Consider the following 25714-nt stretch of genomic DNA (forward strand, 5'->3'; position numbering starts at 1 on the left):
GACGTTGTGCATGTGTGGGGGATTAACCCTGCTTCACGCGGTTGGCAAAGCTCTTACGCAGCTTCTGCAGTTTCGGTGGGATCACCGCCATGCAGTAGCCGTTGCGCTGACCGGCACCATCCCAGTAATCCTGGTGATAATCTTCTGCCGGGTACCACTCTTTCAGCGGCTCAATGGTGGTGACCACGGGCACATTGAGATCGGCCTGTGCACGGGCAATGGCGGCAATCGCTTCTGCTTCCTGCTCTGGGTTCGCGGGGAAAATTGCAGAGCGATACTGCGTGCCCACATCGTTACCCTGACGGTTTAACTGGGTTGGATCGTGTGTCGCAAAGCTGATATCCAGCAGGTCGCCGTACTTCACCTGCTCGGGATCGAAACCAACACGGATCGCTTCGGCATGACCGGTTGCACCGCTGCACACCTGCTCGTAGGTCGGATTCGGGCGCTCGCCGCCGGTGTAACCACTTTCGACTGACTCCACGCCAATCACATCTTTAAACACTGCTTCGGTACACCAGAAACAGCCACCGGCGATCACCGCATATTCGGTTGCCATCGTTTTTTACTCCTGTCAGGTCGAAAGCAATACTGTGAGGGCGCTCGGGTGCGATTTCAACAGACTCAAATTAACATTTCTGGCTTAAAATCGCGGTGTTTATCGAGCACGCTATTGCTCATGATGGTAAAGCGTCCTTCGCCAGTGTAGTGCAGGGTGGCTGGAAATTCCGGTTGCTCGGCAACATGAGCTTTGACGATCTCGAAGATGAAGAAGTTGTAGTTGTTCACCATTGAGTCGTCATACAGTTGGCACTCAAAACTGGCAAAGCACTCGTCGATCAACGGCGCGTTGACCACGCTGGCGGGTTCGGGGGTGAGTTTGAAGGCATCAAACTTATCGACACGATCACCATGGCTATTGCCTATCGCCACCACGCTATCGACCAGATCAGCGGATGGCACATTGATCACGCACTGGCCGCTTTGGCGAATCAACTCATGGCTGTAATTGCCGCTGGCGATCATGCAACCCACCAGCGAGGGGGAGAACTCCAGTATGGTGTGCCAGCCCAGCGTCATGATGTCGTGATGATCTTCAAACTGCGAACTCACTAACACCACCGGACCCGGCTCCAGATATTTCCTCGCCTTGCTCACCGGAAAGTCAATTTTGTGCAGGCGTTGGCTCATTATGCGTCTCCTTTTTTCACAGAGATAGAGTAAGTGTAGCTGCCAGGCTTTACTGAACCGGCATTTCACGGCATGGTAGAGCGTCATTTTATCTGGAGCTGGTTAATGGAATCTGCGTCTGTGTCCACATCTCGTCCTGTCTTACATCTGCTGTGCGGCAAAATTGCCGCGGGAAAATCGACGCTGGCGCATCAACTGGCACAAGAAAACGGAGCCGTCATCATCAGCGAAGATGCCTGGCTAGCGCATCTATTTGCAGAAGAGATGCAGGATGTCGCTGATTACGTGCGCTGTGCGGGCAAACTGCGCAATGCGATGACGCCGCACTTAATCGCGTTATTGCAACGTGGCGTATCGGTGGTGCTGGATTTCCCAGCCAACACCTTGAGTCAACGTCAATGGATGAAAGCGGTGATCCAGAGTGCGCAGGCAGAACATCAACTGCATTTCCTTGATGTGCCGGACGCACTGTGCAAGAGCCGTTTACGCGCGCGCAATGCTGAAGGCAGCCACGACTTTGCGGCGACAGATGCGCAGTTTGAGCTGATCAGCAGCTACTTTACTGCACCGGGCGCGGATGAAGGGTTTAATGTGGTGGTGCACGGTTAACATCGATTGAACGGTATAAGGCGTAAGAGAAGAAACGTCGCCCGAATTGAATGAGCATAATAAAAAATGTGGATGAGGAGCGTTCCTTGCTCCCGGTCCCGGTAATTATCAAAGTGAATCATCAGGATCCTTTGTGACTACTTTTCCCACCTTTTTTACCTGCCTCGGAGGCCTTTTGTGGATCGTCTTTAAAACTGCCTCCACTCTGTTGGCCGCCTTTCTTACCTGCTTCAGACGCTTTTTGTTTGTCATCCGCAAAGTTACCTGAACCGCCTCTATGTTGAGCCATGGTATTGCCTCTTGATGCGTGATCATTAACATGATGGGAAAACACATCATGTGCTTTTGCATCTTTAATTTTAATTGCGAAATACATCGCTTCAAGCGCGACGGCTGAATAAAAAAGTATCACGTTGATAATATCAAGTTTATTTTCATTGTGGGCGAAGTGATTTGTTATTTTCTTGCATCGTTATGTTATTTTTCACTAATAAGCCAAGCGTGTAAGTCTTGATATTATTTATTCGACTCCTTAATCACAATTTTTGCTTATTTAAACCGCGCGAATACTACAGCGACTAAGCTTAACTTACCCATTCCGGGTAGCTGGAGGTAAATATGTCAGAGCGTCCAGATCCAGATAAAGTGATACCGCTGCCGGGTGACGATGAACCGTTACCGGATGACGACGATGATGATCAGGATTTGCCTGATGAGCAAAAGCCTAACATCTAAGCGTTAAGCGAAGAGCCGCTTTGGGGCGGCTCTGTTGTTCCATCAAAAGGACTAATCTGACGGCTCACTGCCATCTATTGATGGCGAGTCATAACGAACATACTGCCGTATCGCTTCATGCAGGGCACGGTTGCGATCTGAATCCAGTCCACGGGCTTCATATTCCCTGGCCATCTGAATCAGAACTTCATCGTACTTACCTTTAAACGTGATGTTGTTCAGCGCAACCTGTTTGATCATCAATTCGCGCAGCACTTCTGTTTCAATCTTCAGGTACTGTACCGTTGCTTCCAGTTCCTTGATTCTATCCTCAGCTGACATTATTACTCCCTAAGCAAATACGAACGGCGTTCGGTGTGAATAAAGTATTGTGCATCAGGAATATCGCATTGAAATTGATGTTATTCAACCCATGCCAGTCAGAATCGGAAATAAGCGAGACGTAGAATCCATACCATTTGAAGACTGTTTATGTTTGGATTATTAAATCGTACGCTTTGTGCTGGGATTGCCTTGAGAACATGCATTGAATTGAGATGTGATGACACATAGTGAGTAATAAATGAATATTTTGATGGGTGCGCTAAAAATGCACCCCATGTAAAACCCTATGCATTCATGTAGGGGCGCCATTCATGGCGACCGTCATGCAGCATCCTGACAGGTAGGTGCGCATTAGCCATTCGGGCAATGTGCACTTTCTTGAGTAATATTTCTAATCATATCTACTACAAGTTCGGCGATATTCCTGTCTGCGTCCAAATCAGGATCATAGATGGTCACTGTTATGCCGCAGCAGCGGGAAGGGTTAAACAGGGTTTGGCAGACTTTGACAAGGCGTTGAGAAGATAAGCCAGGCTGACCGGGGCAATCGACCGCTGGCATTTCATCACTGTCCAGCACATCCAAATCGAGATGAATCCAGTAAGGCATTGCAGGAAAATCATCAAGGCGTTCATTTATCAAACTGACGAGCTGGCTATCCTGCAACTTCAGTGCGTCAAAAACAGTGATGCGCCGAATATCAGTCTCTGCGATGTCAGGCCATTCATAATCCTCCAGCAGTGATTCGCGCTCTCCCAGTTGAATAACGGCTTTATCCTCAATCAAAGGGCCATCAATGCCGGGCCACTGTGTGAGTAACGGCTCGCCACGGCCAGTGACAAGTGCGAGATCCATACCCGCCGCCGCGCCGGGACGATCTCCATACCCACGCTTCCAGTTGCCTGGATGACGAAAATCGCTGTGACCGTCGATATGCACAAGGGCAAGGTTACCAAGTTGACGTCTGCAACCCAGCAAAGCACCGGGCAGTATTGCGCAGTCACCCCCAATTAAAACAGGTTTTAATTTGCAGCGAAGGGCAGCTTCTACTTCATCTGCCAGATGCAGATTAAGCTGTCTCAATTTATGACCGTTTAAAATGTCTGTGCATGGTTCACTCTCAGGGCTGTATTCAGGGCAGGGAACCGTTACGATCTCGAAGGCTGAGAAACATTTATCCAGTCCCTGCTGCATCAACACTGACGGAGCGCGATACGTTCCAGGAATGTGCCCTTCATAGAGCGGGTTAAGCCCAAGATTAGACGGAACAAGAATAATTTTTTGCATTATCATCCTGCTGTTGGCTGAATGCGCGTGGGTATTTAACGAGTATCATTCAGTGAACTAGTCTTGTGGTTACTGGATTATAGTCTGGGCTTTTTGCGAAAGTGATTTTGGATAGGGCGGGGAGATGCTCTGCTATGGTCGATCAGCAGATGTGCGCCATGGAGTCTCCATGATTCTTGCTAGCAATGTCGTGTGGCAATCAAGTGGGAACATGTTAATCCTCCTTTTGCATCAAAGTTCTGTGATGCCATTTGCCTGGCACACCTACCGTCTGACTACACCACATATCGCTTAGGCCAAGCGCTTGAGCATGTGGATAGCAACTCCGCCGTTTCGTTCTTCACTGCGTTCAAATTTATAGCCCAACGATGCGTAAAGGCGAAGATTCACTTCAAACAGCGAGTTCGTGTAGAGCCGGACGACATCTAAACCGGCTTGAACTGCCAATTGCTCTACATGGGCCATCATCTTTCTTCCATAACCGCGTTTTTGAAAACGCGGGTCAACAGCGACGTTTTCAATGAGGATATCTTCCTTGCGCTGAATTGTTTCAACGAGCGCGGCCAGCTCTTTGCCACAGAACAAAAGGTCAACTCTGTGTTCTTTGATGAATGCAGCATGATCTGCCTTCATCGGAAGAGGTTCTCGACCAATCACCGGCACCCACTTGGTGTAAGCCATTCTGGTTAGTGCCGTAACGGCCTCTGCATCACTTATCGTTGCGATTCGCATCGTCTCGGTCATGATTTTTATTTCTCTCTTAATGACGTGGGCTGGGCGCTCAAATTTAACACAAGGGTTCTGTTACGATCAGATTTCAGCTTAGGGCAAAGGCGATACCGTACTCTCCAGAATCCTTTTTGCCTGAGAGTAGTCGTAGCTGGTCAGTTCAATCTTGTTATCGCTAAGATCGCTGAAGTACAGGGACATGGATACATCGTGATCGCAGGCGGTAAACGGGATATTTTTGGCATTGAGAGCAGCGACTAAATCGACAAATGCCGCAGCTTCTGCAGTGAAAGCTATCGTATGGCCGGGAGACTGATTTTTTCTGAGAAAAAGCGAAAGTGACGCGCCGTGATTCCTGACAACCAGCGGCCCTCCCTGCTCGAACCAGAAGTACAACGAGTCATCGCGGATAAAACCGAGAACATCTTCGTACCAGCGCTCAGCCAGATCAATATCATCAACATACACGTGTACATGGTCAATCTTCGTTATTTTCACAGTGTTGCTCCTGTATAGGTGTAACTGGAAAGATTCCCTCAGTTATTGTTTACAGGCAACCCACCTAGGCACGTAACAGCACGTGATTTAACATAAGACTGCTTCGGTCCTCTTTCCCGGAGATCCCAGCGTGTTTATGAGGCCTCCGGGCTTAAATGCAGCCCTTTCCTTGCCCGACGCGAAAATCTGCCATGCTAATTTTGGACCTACTGCATGGCTATGCACGTATAGAAAAAAGGGCGGTCACAACAGATTTTTTTCGCCGATGCGGCATTTGAGGAATATATCTATCACGTGTTAAGTAATATGTGATTCGTCACTCCGCATCACTCTTTTAAGACATCCTGGCACGGTAAAAAGTCGGCTGAGAGTGATGACATGTCGGTGCATGAGTAGAGAACTTAATACAGCCGACTGAACCAAATGATTTAGTTCTGTGTATCTGAAGCTGCGTGAAGGAAAACTAAAGCTGATGCGCGCACTTAATTCAAGTTCAGTAAAACTTATCCCCTCATTCTTATTGATATCCTCCGGGCTAGTATGTAAGTGTAAAAAAACACCCTGGCATAAGAACTGCCAGATCTGAGTCAATTTAGAAGATAGGTTTTATGGATGACGACAACGGATTGAGAGTTGCGCTATCGCCGGTGCAGATGGCTGCGGTTCTCTCAGACAGAACTGTTAGTGAAGGGGAAACCCTGAGTAATCGAATATACGGCGGCCTGAATCTTGCTGGTGGCGTTGTTGAAATGTTCGGTGCCAGTGCAATGTGTGTAGTGCCTGAACCCACAATGCTCTCCAAAGCTGGATGCATTTTCGTCGGTACGCACAGTCTGGATACCATACAGGCTTCAATCAGACAGGTCTGGACGGGGCGCAAGATAACGACGGACACCTATAATTCCACCGTCGAGCTTGCAGAGGAACTTGGTGCTGACACCAAAACCGCAATGAAAGTCGGTACAACAGTTGACCTAACGCTTCCCCTCGGCTTTGCATTAGCTGTGGGGGCCGTGCGCATCGTGTCAATCCGCTCCGGAAGTATCAGCCTGGCCGCGCATGAAGCTCTTTCTTCTGGGTCAACCGGCGGTCATACACTCGAACGCCATATTGGAAAATCTGCTGAGGAGCTTATTGCTCGGCTGGAAAGGCGTCCTGCATTATCTGCGACAAGTAGCTTTCGTACCCAGCGCGAAGCTGAGCAGATAATAAGCCGCGTCATCAGAGATAATAAGAATCAAATTGAAATGTGGGTGAAGCATCTCCCGGCAGGCATGAACGCTAAAATGGAGCTGGAAAGCGTTTTTGCCGGGCAAACCGGGATAATGGTTCGCAGGGGCTCATCTGAGGTCATCCGCTGCTATCGCGTTCGGCTGGTACTGCGTTTTCAGAACTGGCACGGCAAACCCTATTTCGTACTCACCGCTTTTCCAAAGGCCTGATATGCACCGTTCCGATTTCAACGAGTTAAGCTGTTTCATTACAATATATTTCGGTCAGGACTACGACCTGATTGATGATACGGTTCAAGTTGAGCCGAAAATACGAATTTTTCTAGAACAAGAACACCGGGCAAGCTGGTATGGACTTGTGGCCGATATCGAACGCTTTCTTAGCAAAAGTGATGCCCCGGGAACGTTGTTTAACCATTACTTCCGAGATGAATTTGCTCCGGAACTGTGGGGTACGACCGCAGAAGACTTTCTTCATTTGGTTCTCAGAATGGTTAACGATGCAATCAAAGAGTATGAGGATAATCAGGACCAATCATAATCCACTGAAAGCTGTACGCTTGAGTGCGGGGGCAGCTATGAGCGATCTGCGGACGTTTGAAATTGAGTCTCCATGGATCTTGCTAGCAATGCTGTGTGTCAATCAACCGGGAACATGTCAATCCTGCGCACATTTGAAATAAGATTAATTATGCTACTTCTGCTTTTAGCAAGGCGGGCACAAGACAGAACCAGCGAGCCGCTTTGCGCTAAGGGCGGAATTAATGAAACATTTGAGAATGAGCATGCGAAAATTATCTACCACATGTTTCTGGATGATGCTTTATCATCTGTATCAATCATGATGGTTACGCTAATGAAGGGTAATATGATAACAATTGAAAAATCAGATTTTTTTAATGCAGAGTCTCAACAGTTGATAGAGAAAATGTCATCAGAGCTTGCCTCCATTCCTGGTGATCAGGGAAAAAGTAATTTCATTATTGATCTCGCAGATGAGCGGGGATCTCTGTGGGTTGTTGCCAGAAATGATAAGGGGGAAGCAGTAGGGTGTGGGGCTATACGTCCGGTAACAAGCAAGACAGCAGAACTCAAAAGGATGTATTCAGACAGAAGCCTTCCTGGCATTGGGAGCGCATTACTCAATTTTTTAGAAATTTCATCTAAAGGCATGGGCTACACCGCGATGTGCCTTGAAACCCGGCAGTCGAACCATAGAGCGGTGAATTTTTATATGAAAAATGGCTATAAAATCGTTTCCAATATCGAACCCTACGAAGGTCAAAAAGATATTTTGTGTTTTTTGAAAATATTGCTGCACGAACAGTAATCGTAAAACGGATTCTGCTTAATACTGCCGTTCACGATAAAGTAGAGCTACCGTTTCTGTGTTCGGAGCTGTGAAGCCGCTTTGAGCGAAAACCGGACATTTATCTCTAGACAGAAGCTTGGAGATTCCAAATATGATTTGTCCGGTAAAGTCAGAAGATTGTTGCAGCAATGTTAAGGGGCGCTCGATTTAAAATTTCATTTTTATATCCAAGTCTTCAATGTTTATTTTTTCAATGTGATTATTAGCTAGATCAATAATACCACTACCATAGAAATAAATTCTGGGGTAAGAGGAAAATCTTGTGGTTGTTTGGCCAACTTCAACATTCATAAATTCCTTGGTTATGTTTTCCTTGTTTTGATGATAAATCCCCGTGTCAATGAAAAATTCAAGGCTACATATTCTAAAGTTATAAGAATACTCAAATGCATACTTATTGTCAGGTAGTTTATATCCCGAATACATTGATGGGTCTTCCGTTCCCTCTATGACATCAAAATTAAAGTCTTTACACATCCTAATTATTGCACCATTGAAACCAGACGATTCATATAAAGATGCGCACTCATCCAAACTTAAATTGTTCATATGAATTGGAGTGAAATCCTCAAATTCATCTTCAATGGTTTCTATGTACCTCTCTTCTATTTCTTCTATCTTTCGATGTGAAAAACTATGGAGCTCTTGGTCTACATGATTAGTTATAAATTCATTTAACGAGTTATAGATTAAAAAATCATTTTGTAATCCAAGGTTGGCTATATCTTCTTTTAAATCAGAATGGAACTCTTTTGTTTTTTTGTCTGGGGACATAAAGTCATGTGAATTGTTTGTAATGAAAACAATCTTATCTCCCAAATCCCCCTTGTGTAAATATTGTGTCAGGCTATTCCATATTAAGGCATCTCGATAGCCTTTCTCATTGTCTCTGAATGGCCGTTTGGAAAATATTGCTTTATTTAATAACAAGTCGTTATCGATATACGATGATGGTATGATGTGTGTATTGGGGAACATCTTCAATAATTCTTTTTTAAAGCTAAATTCTTTTACCTCGTCTTCCAAATCATCAATGAAAAAATCATTTTCTGATAATTTTCTTACCCTTCCTTTTAGTTGTGATATTTCTCTTTGTAACCTTTCAACTTCCTCGTCGTATTTCTTTTGAGTTTCTTCAAATACAACAAAAGGTAAAATAAGTTGATTTCCCGTTGTGTTTTCAATGTAATTAGACAGCACTTGAAACATAGCGCCAGACATCTTCCAGTTATTATAGAATATGTTTGTATCTATTAGTATTAACATTTCATTCCTTCGATTGATTTTCGTTAAACTACTAATCTTTAAATAACCTAATAGAAGGTTTTCTTCAAGTTAATAAATCTCAATTGAGTTTTATTAATATCTGCTTCATTTCTTACAAAAATGAATGACGAATTATCTTGTCAAAAATCAATCGTAAAAACAATGTAATAAAATCTGCAGGCTGAACTACCCCCAGTCGTTTAACATGCAATTGATTTAGAAAGGTCCGCTTCTGGCACAGGCTGTGTGAAAACCCTGACCCAAAACTGAAGTGCGCGCATCTACGCAAAATCTGGGAATGCTCGACTGATTATCTGAGCAAATTTTACCTAGAAGCGCTGTTTTCAGCCTTCTTTTTGGCAATTTAAGCGACCAAAACAGTTTTCACACAGCCTGGGCACACAGCAGACATTGCCACGATAATCCGCGGGCATTCCTGACATTGCCCTTTCATGACACAGGCCTCCAGAATTACTCATGACACAGCAAGGCAGCTTTACCACCCCCTTAAGCCCAATCCTCAAGCAATCCACAAACCCACTCAGCTACTCTGCCACTTCTGCATAAGTGCACCATTCTTGCCCTGCACCGGATCGCTCTCAGGAAAGGGAAGGTGGCGCATCCGCTGTATCATCGATGCCGTTGGCGCTTCCCGGCAGATGTCCCATTGCTGGCCGGGCGGGTAAGCGCCGACCACCTGGAAATCATCGCTGCTTCCTTGGTTGCAGTGACCTGTGCCGGTGGGCAGCAGTGCCACATCTCCTGCATTTAAGGTCACGATTTCTCCCCCAGGCCCACCCAACATCACTTTCGCGGTTCCGCTGACACACCCGAGCACCTCATGTGCAGTACTGTGGTAGTGGTGGTAGTTGAAGATGCTCGCCACCCACTGTGGCGGCCAATTGTTCTTCTCAAACTGCGTTTCGGTGGAATCAGTCATATCAGAGCTGGGCATTAACGCGTGATGGTAAAGAATAACGGGAAGCTTGGTGTTATTAGGCACCCAACCATTAGGCTCCAGATGAAGTAGCTGGATATTCGATGTGGTCGCTGCCGTTGCCGAGAAGTGCTCAAAGATAGCGGGCGCAGCGATTGAACAGGCTGAGACCCAACGCAAGAAGTGCCTACGTGACAGATTTGCCATCAGTAATCCCTCATGAATAATGAGATGTATATCACATTATAGCCGCCACACAGATTGTGGCGGCGGGGAGTTCAATAAGACGTGACGCTAAGGGATTCACTTCAGAATGAATTCCGATTATCCCAGATGAGGTGTGAGGTGAGCCTGTGCCAAATCTGCTGCATAAAAATCACCATGCAGTCGGTTTGCCAGCTTAGCGGTATCCACGTCAAGACAGAGGGCCACATCCTCTGCAAACCCGCGCTCACGAAGTTCCAGCGCAGATGAACAATCGAAAAGATGTCGCAGACTTTGCTGCTGGTGAAATTGCCATGCGGCAACCGCTGCCCGTGCTTCGGGTGAACAATTATCGCGGCCCATCGCGGCAATAATGCCTCCGGCGGCTGCATAATCTTCTATTGATGGGCGTAGCGTGCCATCAGGCCATCGCTCGCCGCAGGGAATGACAAGAACACGCTCAAAGCCGCGACAAGCTTCAGCGGTTGCATAGAGATTTCTGAAGCAACCGCTGAAAACCGCAATGCCCATATCTCTGGCTTTGAATGACACCGCCGATCCGTTAGGGGAGGGAAGTACCAGACATTCGCCTTCGCTGATATGCCGGATCGAAGTGGGCGACAGGCTATAGCCTTTACCGCTGAATCGCCGATCTGCACTGGCGGTTATGGCACCGATTTTATCTCCATATTCAATGGCAGAGGCGTCCTTCCACGGATAAGGATAGATGCGGGCGCCATTATCAACCGCCAGGCTAACGCAGGTAGAAAAAGACATCACGTCGACGATCACCGCACAGTCTACTTCCTCCGCTAAGTAATTGACCGCCGATAACCCCCATTCAAGACGTACCTCAAATTGACTCTGACTGAACCATGCCATGACGTGTTATCCGTTTCAGATTTTGCGGAATCAAATCTAACATATTTATGATGCCTCTTTACGCGACTGCTCCACCGAACGCTCCATCCCCGGTTCCGTCAATGTCGCTCTCAGACGCGGCAGGCTCTGCGGATAATTTTGCTGCACAAACTCAATCATCTTCTCCCGCACGTAACAGCGTAAATCCCAGGCGGTGGGGGAGTTTTGTGCGGTCATCAATAAACGGATGGTCATGGTTTTATCCGTCGTATCGGTTACCTGCAGCACTTGGGTCTGTTGATCCCAGAGCTTGGTTTCACTGAGCACTTTTTCAAAATGCTTTCGCAGTGGCTCCAGTGGCATGGAGTAATCCAGGTAAAGAAACACCGAGCCTAATATCTGTGCGTTATTACGCGTCCAGTTTTGGAAGGCGTTCTCGGTAAAGTAGGTAATGGGCAGCACCAGGCGTCGCAGATCCCAAATGCGCACCACCACATAAGTCAGGTTTATCTCCTCAATCCATCCCCACTCATTTTCCACCACCACCGCATCATCAATTTTAATCGGCTGCGTAAAGGCAATTTGTATTCCTGCAAACAGATTGACCAGCGACTTCTGCAAGGCAAAGCCGATGATGATGCCCGCCACGCCCGCACCAGCAAGGATGGTGGTACCGAATTTTCGGACGCCAGGGAAGCTGAGTAGGATCAGAGAGAGACAGAATGAGACGAGTATGACAATCGCGACCTTTTTGACATAAATGATTTGCGTACGAATTTTACGGGCGCGAAGGTTATTCGACAGATTGATATCATAGCGGATAAACAACATATCCTGTACGACGTTGGTCAGGCGAACTAAAATCGAACACAATGACAATATAATAAAGACATTCAGCGTGGTGGTAATAAAGGAGAGCGAATCCGGGCTGACATTAACGTAATTCACCCCAACGTTGATCAACAGTAAAGGGATGAACAAAAACAGAGAGCCACGAAGGTGATTTTCAAGCGATTTGAAGAGCTTTCGATCACGACTCTGCCAGTAGCGGATGAATCGAAGGAGTAAGAATCGGGCCAGGAAACCCACTGCTAATGAGAGGGTGACAAGCAATACAGCAGGCACCCACGATGGCGCGCCAGATAACTCATCAAATATCAATGGCATTATTTCCCCTTATATTAAGCTCACAATCTAAAGTTGTCAGATTAGTCCCAAAAAATCAGTCATCGATGTTTTCTCTTTTATCTGTGAATGACGGGATTCACATCTATTAGTTTATGAAAGATTGGGCTTATTGGTTTGGTTAGTGCATAAATCATTCCTTCTATTAGTGGAATTTACATTTAACCATTTGATATATATGATTAGTTTTTCATTTGCATGTCTGTTCATACTGAATTCATTTTTTCCATCCCTCCCTCTACTCCTAACGGGCCTGTCGGGCATGACAGGCCTACGGATACCTCAGCGATAGACTGCTGTCCCAGCCTCAATAGCGGCAATAAAGTCTAACAACTGACTCGCCACCTTTTCTGGGGCCTCCAAAGGCAGGAGATGTCCAACACCGGGGATGATGTGCATAGCGGCATGTGGAATGTGAGGCAGTAAATCGCTTTGCAAGGTCGAAGGAGGATCGACGCGGTCCTGTTCCCCAGCAATGACCTTCACCGGAACCGTTATCGCAGAGACTTCCTGGCGAATGTCCTCGCTGATCGCCACGTTTGGCCAACCCTCTTTGGCCTCGGGGGAAGCGCTCAGGCTATCTTCAATAACCTGCTCATGCAGTGCAGGACTTAATGCACCTGCAGTCAAAACATTATCGATCACATAGCTGATCGATTCGCGGCTGCAATAGGCGCTGGCTAACGTCTCACGCTGTTCGGTGGTCAGGCGCATTGGCGCAGGTGGGGAAGGCGCGACCAGCATCAGGCCCTCAAGACCCGCAGGGCGACGCGACGCCATCAGTTGGGCCACTTTTCCTCCCATCGAATGACCGACCAATATGTATCGTTTTAGCTCAAGTGCTGAAATAACCCCTTCGGCATCCTGGGCAAGATCAGCAATCCGATATCCGGAGGACGGTGCGTCAGACTCTCCCCAGCCGCGGTGGTCGATAGCCACGGTGCGGTAACGATCAGGTAACTGATGTATCACTTTCTTCCAGGTACGTGACGACCCTCCATAATAATGGAGAAACACCAGCGCCACTTCACCGCTGCCCTGCTGCTGCACGTTAATCCCAATCCCATTCACTACAATTTTCATCGTTCATACCTCTCCAGGAAATTGAGATCATGGTAATTACAAGGCGGGTGGATGATAATTGGCGAAAATGTATCGACAGACGATACCCAGAGTATCGAATGGTTGAGGTCAATGGACAGATTTACCAGCATGCAGATCTTTATCGCGGCAGTGGAGGAAGGCAGCTTTGCCGCTGCCGCCAGACGTTTTCAGCTTTCGCCTGCCATGGCAGGAAAGCATGTCAGCGCGATAGAGTCCGAATTAAATGTCCGCTTGCTGCAGCGTTCGACCCGGCGTCTCAGCATGACCGATGCCGGTCAGCGCTATTACGTTCGTTGCAAAGCGATTCTTGAGGCGATGGAAGAAGCGAACCGGGAAGCCAGCGATATCCAAACCACTCCGCGAGGCTTGCTTCGCATCGCCGCGCCGGTCGCCTTCGGTGCCATGCATTTAGGCCAGATCGTCTCACGCTATCTTGGGCAATTTCCGCAGGTCACTCTGGATGTGGTGCTGGATGACAAATACGCAGACCTGCTGGAAAACCGCATTGATGTGGCTATCCGGGTTGGGCGTCTTGATGATCCGTTGCTCGTTACGCGGCGGCTGGCACCTTGCAGGATGATGTTGTGTGCCTCACCCGCGTACTTGCAACGTCAGGGTACACCAGAGACGCCAGAGGATCTTTCCCGTGCGCCTCGTCTGGCGTTTAGCCAGGCGGTATCAACAGGCGACTGGACGGTCTATGACATTCAAGGCCGGCCACACACTATTGAAGGCGCATGCCGCATGACGGCCAATAACATCCAGCTGCTGCTTGAAGCCGCGTTGGCTGGAACAGGCATTGCGTACGGCCCAAGCTTTGTGTTTGGCGAACATATAAAGCAGGGCAGGCTGATAACGCTGCTGCCTGCATACCGGACCACTGAACTCACTCTGCAAGCGGTTTATCCCAGCGCGATTCGTATTCCATCTAAAGTGCGCAGCTTTGTGGATTTTATTGCTGAAGCTTTAGGTGATGCCCCGTTGTAACGTCATGGGTTTTAACGGCAGCCGCTATTTTCAGGCAATGAATATCATGCCGTGCCGTTTGCCCCTCAGAACCTGTCGTAATGTTTACACAACAGTACAGCATTCGGCGTTCTGTCTATATTCAGTCAATCACTGTCAAAAAGACAATGAGAATCATTAACTTCCATGTTTTTTCGTGAACGAAATGTAGTGGCTTCGCTGGAATAAACAGGATGGAATCATGTTGCTACTTTCAACTTTGTAGAGGCGAAATGTCAAAAAATCATGCATTAATAACTGAAATTTAATGATTTTATTTTTATGAATGACGCCGGTTTTTCCTGAAAATGGATGACGTAGTTCTGTAGTGTTAAGGCTGATATTTCATATTTACTACTACATTAAACCGTGATGAAATGATTATCACTTGCATTTAGATGTGCATTTTTTCGAAAAAAATACCGGACCTGCCGATCACGCAACCCCGCTCAATCACAGACGGAAGCATGACAGGATGGGGTCAAACCATAAAAAACAGTTTGTGTTAATTTCAGGGGATAAGAGTCAAGAATGAGCCAATATAAATCCGCTCAGCGCCGCAAGCATTCCATGGGGAAAATATGGCTTGCGGTTTACAGTGGTGCATTATTATCTTCAGCCAGCAGTTTTGCCGCTGATGATAATAATACCCTTACTGTTACCGCTGCTGAACCAACGGTACAAGCTGATAATGGATACTCCAGCCCGACCACCTCCGTCGCCAGTAAAACACCGACGTCGAAACTGAATGAAGCGCAGTCAGTCAGTGTCGTGACACAAAAACAGCTGCAAGATTATCAGTCTACTACGGTGTCCGACGCCATGCGTTTTGTCAGTGGTGCGTCGCAAGCGAATACATTGGGCCAGACAGAAGACGGCATTGTACGTCGCGGCTTTGGTTCAAACTCTGATGGATCTGTTTTCCGTGACGGTATTCGTAGCAGCCAGGGGCTTAATCTTGATGCGACTACGGATCATGTCGAGGTATTAAAAGGTTCCTCCTCGCTGTTATACGGTATTCTCAATCCCGGCGGGATGATTAATGTCGTCAGCAAAAAACCACAATATGACTGGCACACCATTGTCGGTGGGCATTACAACAGCACCGGCGGCGGGGCTGGAAATATTGATATTACGGGACCACTGGGCAATGGTTTTGCTTTTCGTCTGATTGCTGAGAAGCAAGCACAGAACTATTGGCGTGGATACGGTAATGAAAAACACAATTTACTGGCGCCTTCATTACAGTGGTATGGTGATAAAGCCAGTTTTTATATCAGCTATGAAAGCTATCAATACGATATTCCGTACGACCGTGGTACGGCATTTATTGATGGAAAACCGATTGATATCGGCTACAAAACTCGTCTGGATGATTATTCGAACCGAGCGTGGGGGCGTAATCAGACATTCAATACCCATTGGGATTATCAGTTTAATGATACCTGGTCGACTCGCGTAACCCTGGGTATGAACCAACGTAAGTACAGCAGCAACACCATGACCACCACCGCCATTAATACTACTACCGGTGTTGTCACACGGCGTCCGGATGCGTTCCGTGGCTTTAACCATAAAACAAAATATGTTTCCTGGGACGCCATTGGTACGCCAGAAATATTTGGTATGGTGCATAATCTGGTGGTCGGCACTGATTATGAAATGAACCAAACCTATCGAGCTCACGCTTATAACGGTAAAAAGAATAATGATTTTACCCTGAGCAACCCGGTCTATGGCCTGGATACCATCACTGACAGCAGCACGGAGAAAACCGCTGACAGTAATCTGCTCAACCGCATTCACAATCGTTCCATCTATTTTAAAGACAGTATTGACCTGACTTCGCAGTGGACTGCTGTCGCCGGTGCCCGTTATCAGCATTATGAGCAACGTGAATCAAGAGGCAGTAATTCCACACTGACTTACAGCGACGAAGGTAATAAGTTCCTGCCGCAAACCGGGTTGATTTATAAGCTGACACCGACCGTCTCTTTCTATGGCAGCTTAAGTAAATCGTTTACACCTTCTACTAACCCGGATGACAGCGGTGACGTCGAAGCACCGGAGCAGGGCACGACCTATGAAGTGGGCAGTAAATGGCAGATGACGCCAGCCCTGTTGGCCACGGTTGCACTTTACCGCATCGATGAGCGCAATGTTGCCTTAGCATTAAACGAGGGAACCTATGCCGTGGATAAAGCCCGCTCCAGCGGCGTTGAGCTAGAGCTGAACGGCGAGATTTTGCCGGACTGGGATATCAGCGCCAATTACAGCTACAACCAGGCGAAAATTGTTAACGATAAAACCGATCCGACGAATAATGGCAACCGTCTGCAAAACGCACCACGAAATTCCGGGGCGGTATATTTAAGCCATAATCTGCACTTAAATCTGTTGCCGGGCAGTTTCCGTCTCGGCGGAGGGGTGCGTTATATGGGCACGCGTACGGGCGATCCAAGCAACAGCTTTACTCTGCCTGCATATACCGTTGCCGACAGTTTTATTGGCTGGGATAACCAACTGCTGGGTAAAAAAACGCATCTGCAGTTGAATCTCAACAATATCTTTAACAAGCATTATTACACCTCGAGCGGCGGTAATCTGCGCGTAGCGGAAGGTGAAACACGTAATCTGGTGCTCAGCGCCAGTGTGGAGTTCTAACACCGTTATCCCTGACGTCAGGCGGTGCCCGATAAGGCACCGCCTGTTCGGTGGGGGATGGTGATTAATCCACTGTCAAAGGCCGATCAAACTAAATCTTCTTTCCTGCCAATCGGTTTGCACAACCCCTCAAGATCTGAGTTGATCAAACCGGGGGGATTGGTAATACTGTTTTTATATACAGTATTATTGAAGGCCATCATCATGGTGTTTTATCAACCCGCGGAAATCCGCGCCATCCTCAGCTTGCCCCTGTTTATCAGCCGTGTGCCCTGTGGTTTTCCCTCGCCAGCGCAGGACTACGTTGAGCAGCGTATTGACCTCAACGATCTCTGCGTCCCACATCCCAGCGCAACCTATTTCATTAAAGTCAGCGGTGACTCGATGATTGAAGGTGGGATCAGTGACGGCGATATGCTGATTGTGGATAGCTCGCTAAGAGCAGAGCAAGGCGATGTGGTGGTGGCCGCCATAGACGGTGAGTTTACGGTGAAGCAGTTGATGCTTAAGCCTTACCTGCATCTCAAACCGATGAATGCCGCACACGCCATCATTCCCGTCTCTGACCCGGACCAGTTTGAGATCTTTGGTGTTGTGCAACATGTCATCAAGACGTTGAAAAAATAATGTTCGCGCTGGTGGATGTGAACTCATTCTATGCTTCATGTGAGACGGTGTTTAGACCCGATCTCAAAGGCAAGCCGGTGATCGTGTTAAGCAACAACGACGGCTGTGTTATCGCGCGTTCTGCGGAGGCCAAAAAGTTAAAGATTGGTATGGGCGGCCCCTATTTCAAAATCAAAGATGAGCTACGTCGCCATAACGTGCATGTGTTCAGTTCTAACTATGCGCTCTACGCGGACATGAGCCTGCGCGTGATGACGATACTGGAAGAGATGGCGCCTGCTGTTGAGATCTACTCGATAGATGAGGCGTTTATGAACCTCACGGGGGTGCGTAATTGCTGTGTGCTGGAAGAGTTTGGCCGGGAAGTCCGTGAACGGATCCAACGCGAGACGCATTTGACGGTTGGGGTAGGCATTGCGCCCACCAAAACCCTGGCCAAACTGGCCAACCATGCGGCCAAAAAATGGACGAAAACCGGTGGTGTGTTGGATCTCTCCAACCCTGAACGACAAAAGAAACTGTTGGCACTGGTGCCGGTGGAAGAGGTATGGGGTGTCGGGCGTCGTATCAGTAAAAAACTGAACGATATGGGCATCATCACTGCCAAAGATTTGTCCGAGCAGAGTACCTGGGTTATCCGCAAGCATTTCAATGTGGTGCTGGAGCGCACCGTGCGGGAACTACGTGGCGAACCCTGTCTGGAGTTGGAAGAGGCGGTGCCAACCAAACAGCAGATCATCAGCTCACGCTCTTTTGCCGGGCGCATCACAGACTATGCCGATATGCGAGAGGCCGTATGCAACTATGCCGTGCGTGCCGCTGAAAAACTGCGTGGAGAGCGGCAGTATTGTCGACAGATTGGCGTGTTTATTCGCACCAGTCCCCATGCTGAAGGTGAAGTATTTTACGGTAATCAGGCAATTGGCTCATTGCTGACGCCGACTAACGACACGCGCGACATTATTCGTGTTGCTCTGGAAGCATTAGATCGTATCTGGCGGGAAGGATGTCGCTATATGAAAGCAGGCGTCATGCTGGGTGACTTTTACAGTCAGGGCATCGCGCAACTGGACCTGTTTGATCGCATCCAACCGCAGGCCAACAGTGAAGCACTGATGCATGTGATAGATGACATCAATAAAAAAGGAAAAGGGCATCTTTGGTTTGCTGGGCAAGGAATACAGAAAGCCTGGTCGATGAAACGCGAGATGTTATCTCCGGCTTACACGACCCGATATGTTGACTTGCCTGTTGCAAAGTAGAGTTTGCTAAACCAGAAGAAGATGAGTAGAAAATAATGTAGAGGTAATCCAGGAATTACCCGTAATTTTAGTCAGGGCTGTAAAAAAAGTGGCATTTTTGCTTTAATTATCAGAGGTAGAATGATGAGAGGACAGTATGACAAAAGCCTATATAACAAAATATGCATTAACCCGGGGCATCTACATCGCGGAAGGTGAGCTTAAAAATGACGGTGACGTATTTGTACAACAGCGCGACCGTGAGTATAACTTTGAGCAGTTTTTTAAGAAGAAAGAGTTTCAGTTGACCGAGGAAGAGGCGTTGGCACGAGCAGATAAGATGCGTACAACGCAACTCAAAAAACTGGCGAAGGAATATCAAAAGCTCAGTGAATTAGCATTCACCATTAAAGCGTAAGTCAGAACTGCCGCAAGGCACGCCAGTCTAGGCTTGGCGCTCAGACAGCGTGAGTTTCAGTATTGCGTAAGGAATTCGAAAAAATAATGAAACCCAGTTTCAAGGTTTTCCGAAAATGCACTTAAGCCGCCATTGATGGGCGGCATTTTTATTTCATCGTGACCTCAGCATTGCGCTGTGCCGCAGAATAAAACAACGAATGTGTGATAATAGCGAAGCGGCGAAAGGTTCTGCCGATTATGTTAACCCGAGTAGTTGAGTTATTGTAATAAAATGGACCAATAATAAGCAGAGGTTCGCGTGCGCGAGAACGAAATCGATATCAATTATTACGCCACCGAGATCCGGAAATTAGCGGCAGCCCATCAAGCTGGAGAAACATTGAACGAAGTGAAAACCAGAGTGGATCACCTTATTCAACAAATGAAAGAGACGCTCGGTAGTGATAAAGTCTGGCAGGCTAAACAATGGGAAGCGTTGTTGAGCGAGTTAAATATCTATCTGACCAATAAGGTCGATCCGAAGTGGATGACGGTGATTTCGCATGCCAAATTCCGCATTAAAAGCCGCAGGCAAACCGCCATCTACTCGCGCAAACATTTTCGCCAGTAAGGGGAGAATAGCGTGAACGTTGAGCAATAATCGGTCGCCATTAATGGCGACTCTACAAGAATGGATGTGGTTTTTCGTTGGGTGCGCATTGATGCGCACCGACATGAAAATACTCTTCTCCCCCGTTCCTGATATGGGTTACCCCAAGAAGTGATGCACCGCGAGGTTAATCGCACCGCCACCGATAATCAGCCAGATAAACAGCATCAGCCCTAACAGCAGCGGGCGTAAACCCGCTCTTTTCAACTGACTAATATGGGTCGTCAGACCGAGAGCGGCCATCGCCATCGCCAGTAAAACGTTATCAAGTTGATTGATCACCGCAATAGCGGAAGCGGGAATCAGGTGCGCAGAGTTGAACAGCGCCACCAGGATAAACGCCAGTGCAAACCAAGGGAAGGTAATGCGCTGTTTCTCGCCGCCGGTGACGGGTGAGGTGCGGCGCATCATCAAACCAATCACCACCAGAAACGGCGCCAGCATCATCACGCGCAACATTTTGGCGATCACTGCCGCGTTCTCGGTTTCCCCACTGATGGCGTGCCCGGCGGCAACCACCTGCGCCACTTCATGCATGGTTGAGCCGGTGTAAACACCAAACTCGCTCAGACTGACACCCGGCAGCAGCGGAGAGACGCTATGCCAGATGAGCGGGTAAAGGAAAATCGCTACGGTACCAAAGATCACCACGGTCGCCACCGCGACGGCTACTTTGGATGATTCGGCTTTGATCACCGGTTCGGTTGCCAGTACCGCTGCGGCACCACAAATGCTACTGCCCGCACCAATCAACCACGCGGTTTCACGATCCAGTTTCAGTATTTTCCGCCCCAGCCAGCAGGCGAGGGCAAAGGTGCTGGTTAACATCAGGATATCGATGACGACACCGCTCACACCCACATCCAGCACCTGCTGAAAGGTCAGCCGAAAGCCGTAAAGGATAATGCCAAGACGCAGCAGTTTCTGTTTTGCAAACTGCACGCCTGCATCACACTGACCGTGCAGGGTCGGGTAGAGGGTGTTGCCCAAAATGATACCGCCGATAATCGCCAGCGTCAGCGCACCTAAGCCGAGTTGCGCCACCGAAGGTACGTTGCCGAGCCATGCAGTTGCCAGTGCAATAACAGCGGTAAGCAGCAAACCGGGCGCAAAATGCGCGATGCTGTGTGAGTGTTTTTGAAGAGTAATATCAGCCATAACAGCCTCCTGTGTTGCTGTTATGATGCGGAGGAAAGGCTTAAAATAAAAACTGATTATATCGTTATAATTAACCTGAATAAGTGGTAAGTAAGGGAGGGCGCGGCAATATCAGACTCGCAGCGCCAACAGAGGAATTAGATCACCATGCCCAGAATTTGCAGCGTGCTCCGCTGCGAGGCGGTGATAAACGGAATATCTTTGATGTGCTGCATGCCAAAGGCTTCCCAAAATTTACGGGCGCGCACATTTTCCGCCATCACTTCCAGCCACATGTAACCTTCGCGTTTGTCACGGGCCTCACGGATGATGCTCTCAAACATGATTTTGCCGTAGTTTTTACCGGTCTGGTCAGGATTAAGATAGAGCTTATTCAGCATCGCTCCGGTCATGCCAGAATCGGGGACGGGCGAATTCCAGGTTACTTTAGCGAAGCCCACGGGGTGATCGGTTTCCGCAATCAACCAACTTTCATTTTCTGCCGCAAGACTGCTGTGTAACACGGCCAGACCATATTCTTTATCGATAAACGCATCCATCTCGTCGGCTGAAACCCACATATGTTTGAAATGGGCGCTGTAAGTCATGCGTCCCAATTGATGAAGCAGTTGCGCATCCTCGGCCTGAGCTTTGCGTATGGTGAAATTCATATCAGATGTCCCGTATTTATGCTGGCGCAGCTGGAGGCTCCATATGCTGGCTTTTCAATGTGTTATTTTTACATTATGACCACATTGTTACACAGAACACGTAACATTTCTGTTGGTGAAATGCTGAATCATTGTGGGGGTGGGTAAAAGGATTCACGATCCTAATCGCATGGTCTCGGCGCGTTTCGCGGTGTCGTAGACGTATTGCAGCATCGGTTCTAAATCAGCGTCCGGGCCAGCACTGATAATTTTGCCACGCAGCCACTCAATCTCGCTGGTGATATCGGGGTGAAAAATGGTGTTGTTCTGCGCGTTGCGCAGCCATTTCAGCAAAAAATTATTCTTACCGCGCACGCCGCCCGATTTACGCGTTTTGGCATTAATTTTCAGCGCCACCAGAATGCAGTAATAGAAGTGGACGCGCTGACTGTAGCTCTGAGGGATCATCAGAAGCCACCTGCCATAACATCATCAAAGTGTGAACTTGATCGGATTCTCATCTTCCTGAATGCCTGCCTGAAGGCGTCAATTGACGCAGATATAGGCCTTTTCCGGCCTTATTTCCGCCTTAACACGCGCGGTAGACGCACCATAAGCCAATCGGCGGCGCGGATGCAAGTGAGGAAAATCTGGTAATAAAGGCAAATTCAAGCGAAGCGTTACAAAAGAGGCTGTCTTGGTTTTTTCGCCGCTGAAAGGCACGAAACTGCACCTTAAACGGCGAATAAACCCTGTGTGCCTGGCAAAACTGTGATCCCGGTCTACACTTAATGCTGACGATGTTCGCAGTCAGGTTGCAGTGAATACGATAAAGTTGTTTGTTTGTGGAGAGTTATCTAGCGATTTGCCCTGTTATCGACAAAATCTCCTCGCAGTCAGTCCCGTGATCCATTTCACCTTCCTGGACTGAAAACACCCAGCCTGACTCCGAACATCCTGTTGCAGCCAAAATACAGGAGGAGACGTGACCCCTGCGGTTAATCAGAACACTATCTTGCCGTCGTTAAGCGGTGGACTTTATGCCTTCTTTTTTGATGTTGACGGTACGTTGGCGGCGATTCAATCGCAGCCCGAACTCGTTTCCATCCCCGCATCAGTGCGTCAGCATCTGCAACAAATCTCCAATTTAAGCCATGGCGCGTTGGCGTTAGTCTCCGGCCGCCCCATTTCGCAACTGGATGCACTGGTGGCGCCACTGGAAGCGCCGGCAGCCGGTGTGCACGGTGCGGAGCGGCGTGATGCCAGTGGGCGAGTGCACCGACAAACATTGCCGGGAGACGTTGCACAAACGCTGCAAATCGAGTTGCGGCAGACGCTAGACCAGTGGCCGGGCACGTTGCTGGAGGTGAAAGGGATGGCGTTCGCTCTGCATTATCGCAACGCACCGGACTATGAAAAATCGATCATGCAGCTGGCAGAAGATGCCGTGACGCGCTTTCCTGCGCTGGCGCTACAGCCCGGCAAATGCGTGGTGGAGTTGAAACCGCAAGGCATCGATAAAGGTGCCGCCGTGCGTGAGTTTATGCAGGAAGCACCCTTTATCGGGCGCATTCCGGTATTTGTGGGTGACGATCTGACAGACGAAAAAGGATTTATCGCGGTGAACGCCATGCAGGGCATCTCTGTCAAAGTCGGAGAAGGCGCCAGTCACGCGCGTTACCGTCTCAACAGCGTTGATGCGGTATGGCAGTGGTTGGCGCAACTATTATTACAACTAGAACATGACATCGTCGGTAAGGAGTCAAGGTTATGAGTCGTTTAGTCGTCGTATCTAACCGTATTGCCATTCCGGATGGGACCAAAGCCAGCGCGGGTGGTCTCGCAGTCGGTATTATGGACGCCCTGCACAATACCGGAGGGTTGTGGTTTGGCTGGAATGGGGAGATCAGTGAGTTCTCAGGAGAAGAGCAAGATGAGCTTTCGCAGGTCGAACATGATGGCATTACTTACGCGTCCCTCCCGCTCAATCAAAATGATTATGATCAGTACTATTGCCAGTTTTCCAATACGGTCATCTGGCCTGCATTCCACTATCGTCTCGATTTAGTGCAATTTCAGCGTGAGGCGTGGGAAGGCTACTGCCGTGTGAATACCTTGCTGGCGCAGCGCCTGAAACCGCTGCTGCAACCCGACGACGTTATATGGGTGCATGATTACCATCTGCTACCGTTTGCCGCAGAACTGCGCAAACTGGGCGTCAATAACCGTATCGGATTCTTTCTGCATATCCCGTTCCCGACGCCAGAAATCTTCAATGCGTTGCCGACACATCAGGAATTGTTGGAAATGCTTTGCGACTACGACTTACTGGGTTTCCAGACAGAATCCGATCGCGTGGCTTTCCTCGACAGCTTGAGCCAGTTAACGCAGTTGCAGAATAAAGGCGAGAAGAAACACCGTGCCTTCGGCAATACCTTTATGACTGAGGTCTATCCGATTGGGATTGAGCCTGACAGCATTAAAGAGATGGCAGAAGGGCCCTTGCCGCCGAAAATGGCCGCGATGAAGCGTGAGCTGGGGGACTTACAGAATATTATTGCCAGTGAACGTCTGGATTACTCCAAGGGCTTGCCTGAGCGTTTTCAGGCTTATGAAGCGCTGCTGGAGAATTTCCCGCAGCATCGCGGCAATATCCGTTATTCGCAAATTGCGCCCACCTCACGAGGTGACGTACAGGCTTATCAGGATATTCGTCATCAATTGGAAACCGAAGCCGGGCGTATCAACGGTAAATACGGCACCCTGGGCTGGACGCCGCTCTATTACCTGAATCAGCACTTTGACCGTCGTTTGTTAATGAAAATCTTCCGTCTGACGGATGTCGGCTTGGTGACGCCATTACGTGATGGGATGAACCTGGTCGCCAAAGAGTATGTGGCGGCGCAGGACCCGGACGATCCCGGCGTACTGGTGCTGTCACGATTCGCGGGTGCGGCAAATGAGCTGACATCGGCACTTATCGTTAATCCCTACGATCGGGATGAGGTGGCAGCCGCCATGGACCGGGCATTAACGATGCCACGCACCGAGCGTATCTCGCGTTATAACGACATGATGGCAGTGCTGCGCAAGCATGACATCACCCACTGGCGTGAGAGCTTTCTTAAGGATTTAAACACATTGCCAGTGCGCAGTGACGATCACGGAACCGCCAACAAGGTCGCCACCTTTCCAAAGTTAGCCTAATTGTCAGGTGCGCAGGGATGCGCACCGTTTCCACACCCCATTATTAATCCACGCAATCGTTTGCTTTTCATGATGCGTTAACTGCCTGAGACCACAGTCAAAAGCGCACATTTTGGTTAAAAACCGCTCAATCAGACCCTCAAAAAGCTTTTTTTTCATCTCAACCCTAAAGATTTGGTTGGCCAGGCCGATAGTTTGGTTACATCAATACGTAAAATCCTCAATTCATTCGTTTCTCTAATGTAACGCGCTGTTACATCCACTGCCGTTCACTAAACACTCCCTACAAAGACCTAACAGTTCCCAGGCAGGCTGCGCTCAGTCTTCACGCTTCGCTATCGACCTCCTGTTAATGTCTTGCAGCAATATTCCCAGTAAGTGATTAATTTAAAAGCGATTAATTTCGGCATTGCATGGAGTTTTATCCTGTATTTTCCCTGAATAATGGTTCGTTATATCAACCTAAACACAACGTGACAGATAAAAGATCGCATTGTAATGACAATATCCCGCAGAGGATAAAACCTTCGATTTAGCAGTGAAATATTAGCGAAACAATTCAAATTCGTTCAAAAAACGT

27 protein-coding genes are annotated in these 25714 nt (G+C 48.3%); 12 read left to right on the forward strand and 15 right to left on the reverse strand.

Annotated features, from left to right (window positions below; translation table 11 throughout):
- Positions 1 to 22: 22 nt before the first annotated feature.
- Complete coding sequence (gene msrA, locus QMZ30_RS12615; protein WP_039334791.1) at positions 23 to 559, reverse strand: peptide-methionine (S)-S-oxide reductase MsrA; 537 nt, start codon at positions 557 to 559, stop codon at positions 23 to 25.
- A 65-nt stretch (positions 560 to 624) separates the two neighbouring features.
- Positions 625 to 1191: a flavin reductase family protein gene (locus QMZ30_RS12620; RefSeq protein WP_283227641.1), complete on the reverse strand. Its 567-nt coding sequence runs from the start codon at positions 1189 to 1191 to the stop codon at positions 625 to 627.
- 105 nt (positions 1192 to 1296) lie between these two features.
- Between QMZ30_RS12620 and QMZ30_RS12625 the strand changes: the two genes are divergently transcribed.
- A complete protein-coding gene (locus QMZ30_RS12625; RefSeq protein WP_283227642.1) occupies positions 1297 to 1800 on the forward strand; it encodes a P-loop nucleotide/nucleoside kinase family protein in 504 nt (167 codons plus the stop codon).
- A gap of 121 nt (positions 1801 to 1921) precedes the next feature.
- Here the strand turns inward: QMZ30_RS12625 and QMZ30_RS12630 are convergent, their stop codons facing one another.
- The 5 genes from QMZ30_RS12630 to QMZ30_RS12650 all read right to left on the reverse strand — a co-directional run bounded on the left by QMZ30_RS12630 (position 1922) and on the right by QMZ30_RS12650 (position 5373).
- Complete coding sequence (locus tag QMZ30_RS12630; RefSeq protein ID WP_283227778.1) at positions 1922 to 2089, reverse strand: con-10 family general stress protein; 168 nt, start codon at positions 2087 to 2089, stop codon at positions 1922 to 1924.
- A 497-nt stretch (positions 2090 to 2586) separates the two neighbouring features.
- Positions 2587 to 2856 carry a hypothetical protein gene (locus QMZ30_RS12635; RefSeq protein WP_283227643.1) on the reverse strand — a complete coding sequence of 90 codons (270 nt, stop codon included), beginning with the start codon at positions 2854 to 2856 and terminating at the stop codon, positions 2587 to 2589.
- A 354-nt stretch (positions 2857 to 3210) separates the two neighbouring features.
- The gene (locus QMZ30_RS12640; RefSeq protein WP_283227644.1) at positions 3211 to 4146 is read right to left on the reverse strand and encodes an arginase family protein; all 936 of its coding nucleotides are present in this window, start codon (positions 4144 to 4146) and stop codon (positions 3211 to 3213) included.
- A gap of 291 nt (positions 4147 to 4437) precedes the next feature.
- On the reverse strand, positions 4438 to 4890 hold the full coding sequence (locus QMZ30_RS12645; RefSeq protein WP_283227645.1) for a GNAT family N-acetyltransferase: 453 nt from the start codon (positions 4888 to 4890) through the stop codon (positions 4438 to 4440).
- Between the two features lie 78 nt (positions 4891 to 4968).
- A complete protein-coding gene (locus QMZ30_RS12650; RefSeq protein ID WP_283227646.1) occupies positions 4969 to 5373 on the reverse strand; it encodes a VOC family protein in 405 nt (134 codons plus the stop codon).
- Positions 5374 to 5981: 608 nt separating this feature from the next.
- Between QMZ30_RS12650 and QMZ30_RS12655 the strand changes: the two genes are divergently transcribed.
- The 3 genes from QMZ30_RS12655 to QMZ30_RS12665 all read left to right on the forward strand — a co-directional run bounded on the left by QMZ30_RS12655 (position 5982) and on the right by QMZ30_RS12665 (position 7935).
- Positions 5982 to 6815, forward strand: a complete 834-nt coding sequence (locus QMZ30_RS12655) for an RNase A-like domain-containing protein (protein ID WP_283227647.1) — start codon at positions 5982 to 5984, stop codon at positions 6813 to 6815.
- A 1-nt stretch (position 6816) separates the two neighbouring features.
- On the forward strand, positions 6817 to 7146 hold the full coding sequence (locus tag QMZ30_RS12660) for a contact-dependent growth inhibition system immunity protein (protein WP_283227648.1): 330 nt from the start codon (positions 6817 to 6819) through the stop codon (positions 7144 to 7146).
- Positions 7147 to 7218: 72 nt separating this feature from the next.
- Complete coding sequence (locus QMZ30_RS12665) at positions 7219 to 7935, forward strand: GNAT family N-acetyltransferase (protein ID WP_349306831.1); 717 nt, start codon at positions 7219 to 7221, stop codon at positions 7933 to 7935.
- Between the two features lie 189 nt (positions 7936 to 8124).
- Here QMZ30_RS12665 and QMZ30_RS12670 read toward each other — a convergent pair whose 3' ends face one another.
- The 5 genes from QMZ30_RS12670 to QMZ30_RS12690 form a co-directional block, all read right to left on the reverse strand.
- On the reverse strand, positions 8125 to 9243 hold the full coding sequence (locus QMZ30_RS12670) for a PIN domain-containing protein (RefSeq protein WP_283227649.1): 1119 nt from the start codon (positions 9241 to 9243) through the stop codon (positions 8125 to 8127).
- Positions 9244 to 9784: 541 nt separating this feature from the next.
- Entirely contained in the window at positions 9785 to 10183 is a 399-nt protein-coding gene (locus QMZ30_RS12675; RefSeq protein ID WP_283227650.1) for a cupin domain-containing protein, read from the reverse strand.
- A gap of 321 nt (positions 10184 to 10504) precedes the next feature.
- Positions 10505 to 11266 carry a 2-phosphosulfolactate phosphatase gene (locus QMZ30_RS12680; RefSeq protein WP_283227651.1) on the reverse strand — a complete coding sequence of 254 codons (762 nt, stop codon included), beginning with the start codon at positions 11264 to 11266 and terminating at the stop codon, positions 10505 to 10507.
- A 45-nt stretch (positions 11267 to 11311) separates the two neighbouring features.
- On the reverse strand, positions 11312 to 12412 hold the full coding sequence (locus QMZ30_RS12685) for a mechanosensitive ion channel family protein (protein ID WP_283227652.1): 1101 nt from the start codon (positions 12410 to 12412) through the stop codon (positions 11312 to 11314).
- Between the two features lie 300 nt (positions 12413 to 12712).
- Positions 12713 to 13513, reverse strand: coding sequence for an alpha/beta fold hydrolase (locus tag QMZ30_RS12690; RefSeq protein WP_283227653.1), 801 nt, complete (start codon positions 13511 to 13513; stop codon positions 12713 to 12715).
- Positions 13514 to 13624: 111 nt separating this feature from the next.
- Here QMZ30_RS12690 and QMZ30_RS12695 point away from each other — a divergent pair, with 111 nt between their 5' ends.
- The 6 genes from QMZ30_RS12695 (at position 13625) to QMZ30_RS12720 (ending at position 20101) form a co-directional block, all read left to right on the forward strand.
- Entirely contained in the window at positions 13625 to 14521 is an 897-nt protein-coding gene (locus QMZ30_RS12695; protein ID WP_283227654.1) for a LysR family transcriptional regulator, read from the forward strand.
- Positions 14522 to 15109: 588 nt separating this feature from the next.
- On the forward strand, positions 15110 to 17203 hold the full coding sequence (locus QMZ30_RS12700; RefSeq protein ID WP_502921481.1) for a TonB-dependent siderophore receptor: 2094 nt from the start codon (positions 15110 to 15112) through the stop codon (positions 17201 to 17203).
- 204 nt (positions 17204 to 17407) lie between these two features.
- On the forward strand, positions 17408 to 17830 hold the full coding sequence (umuD, locus tag QMZ30_RS12705; RefSeq protein WP_283227656.1) for a translesion error-prone DNA polymerase V autoproteolytic subunit: 423 nt from the start codon (positions 17408 to 17410) through the stop codon (positions 17828 to 17830).
- Positions 17830 to 19092, forward strand: coding sequence for a translesion error-prone DNA polymerase V subunit UmuC (umuC, locus tag QMZ30_RS12710; RefSeq protein WP_283227657.1), 1263 nt, complete (start codon positions 17830 to 17832; stop codon positions 19090 to 19092). The genes umuD and umuC overlap by 1 nt, the downstream gene beginning before the upstream one ends.
- Before the next feature lie 136 nt (positions 19093 to 19228).
- On the forward strand, positions 19229 to 19489 hold the full coding sequence (locus QMZ30_RS12715) for a hypothetical protein (protein WP_283227658.1): 261 nt from the start codon (positions 19229 to 19231) through the stop codon (positions 19487 to 19489).
- A 300-nt stretch (positions 19490 to 19789) separates the two neighbouring features.
- Positions 19790 to 20101: a hypothetical protein gene (locus tag QMZ30_RS12720; protein ID WP_039333421.1), complete on the forward strand. Its 312-nt coding sequence runs from the start codon at positions 19790 to 19792 to the stop codon at positions 20099 to 20101.
- Positions 20102 to 20239: 138 nt separating this feature from the next.
- Here QMZ30_RS12720 and QMZ30_RS12725 read toward each other — a convergent pair whose 3' ends face one another.
- The 3 genes from QMZ30_RS12725 to QMZ30_RS12735 all read right to left on the reverse strand — a co-directional run bounded on the left by QMZ30_RS12725 (position 20240) and on the right by QMZ30_RS12735 (position 22395).
- Positions 20240 to 21298: a YeiH family putative sulfate export transporter gene (locus QMZ30_RS12725; protein WP_283227659.1), complete on the reverse strand. Its 1059-nt coding sequence runs from the start codon at positions 21296 to 21298 to the stop codon at positions 20240 to 20242.
- Between the two features lie 137 nt (positions 21299 to 21435).
- The gene (locus tag QMZ30_RS12730; RefSeq protein ID WP_283227660.1) at positions 21436 to 21948 is read right to left on the reverse strand and encodes a GNAT family N-acetyltransferase; all 513 of its coding nucleotides are present in this window, start codon (positions 21946 to 21948) and stop codon (positions 21436 to 21438) included.
- Between the two features lie 153 nt (positions 21949 to 22101).
- A complete protein-coding gene (locus tag QMZ30_RS12735) occupies positions 22102 to 22395 on the reverse strand; it encodes a hypothetical protein (protein WP_502921478.1) in 294 nt (97 codons plus the stop codon).
- Between the two features lie 517 nt (positions 22396 to 22912).
- On the opposite strand from QMZ30_RS12735, the gene otsB reads away from it, so the two are divergent.
- The gene (gene otsB, locus QMZ30_RS12740; protein WP_283227661.1) at positions 22913 to 23701 is read left to right on the forward strand and encodes a trehalose-phosphatase; all 789 of its coding nucleotides are present in this window, start codon (positions 22913 to 22915) and stop codon (positions 23699 to 23701) included.
- Entirely contained in the window at positions 23698 to 25134 is a 1437-nt protein-coding gene (otsA, locus tag QMZ30_RS12745; RefSeq protein WP_283227662.1) for an alpha,alpha-trehalose-phosphate synthase, read from the forward strand. The genes otsB and otsA overlap by 4 nt, the downstream gene beginning before the upstream one ends.
- Positions 25135 to 25714 lie beyond the last annotated feature (580 nt).

Source organism: Pantoea sp. EA-12 (genome assembly GCF_030053355.1).
Taxonomy (GTDB): Bacteria; Pseudomonadota; Gammaproteobacteria; order Enterobacterales; family Enterobacteriaceae; genus Pantoea; species Pantoea vagans_C.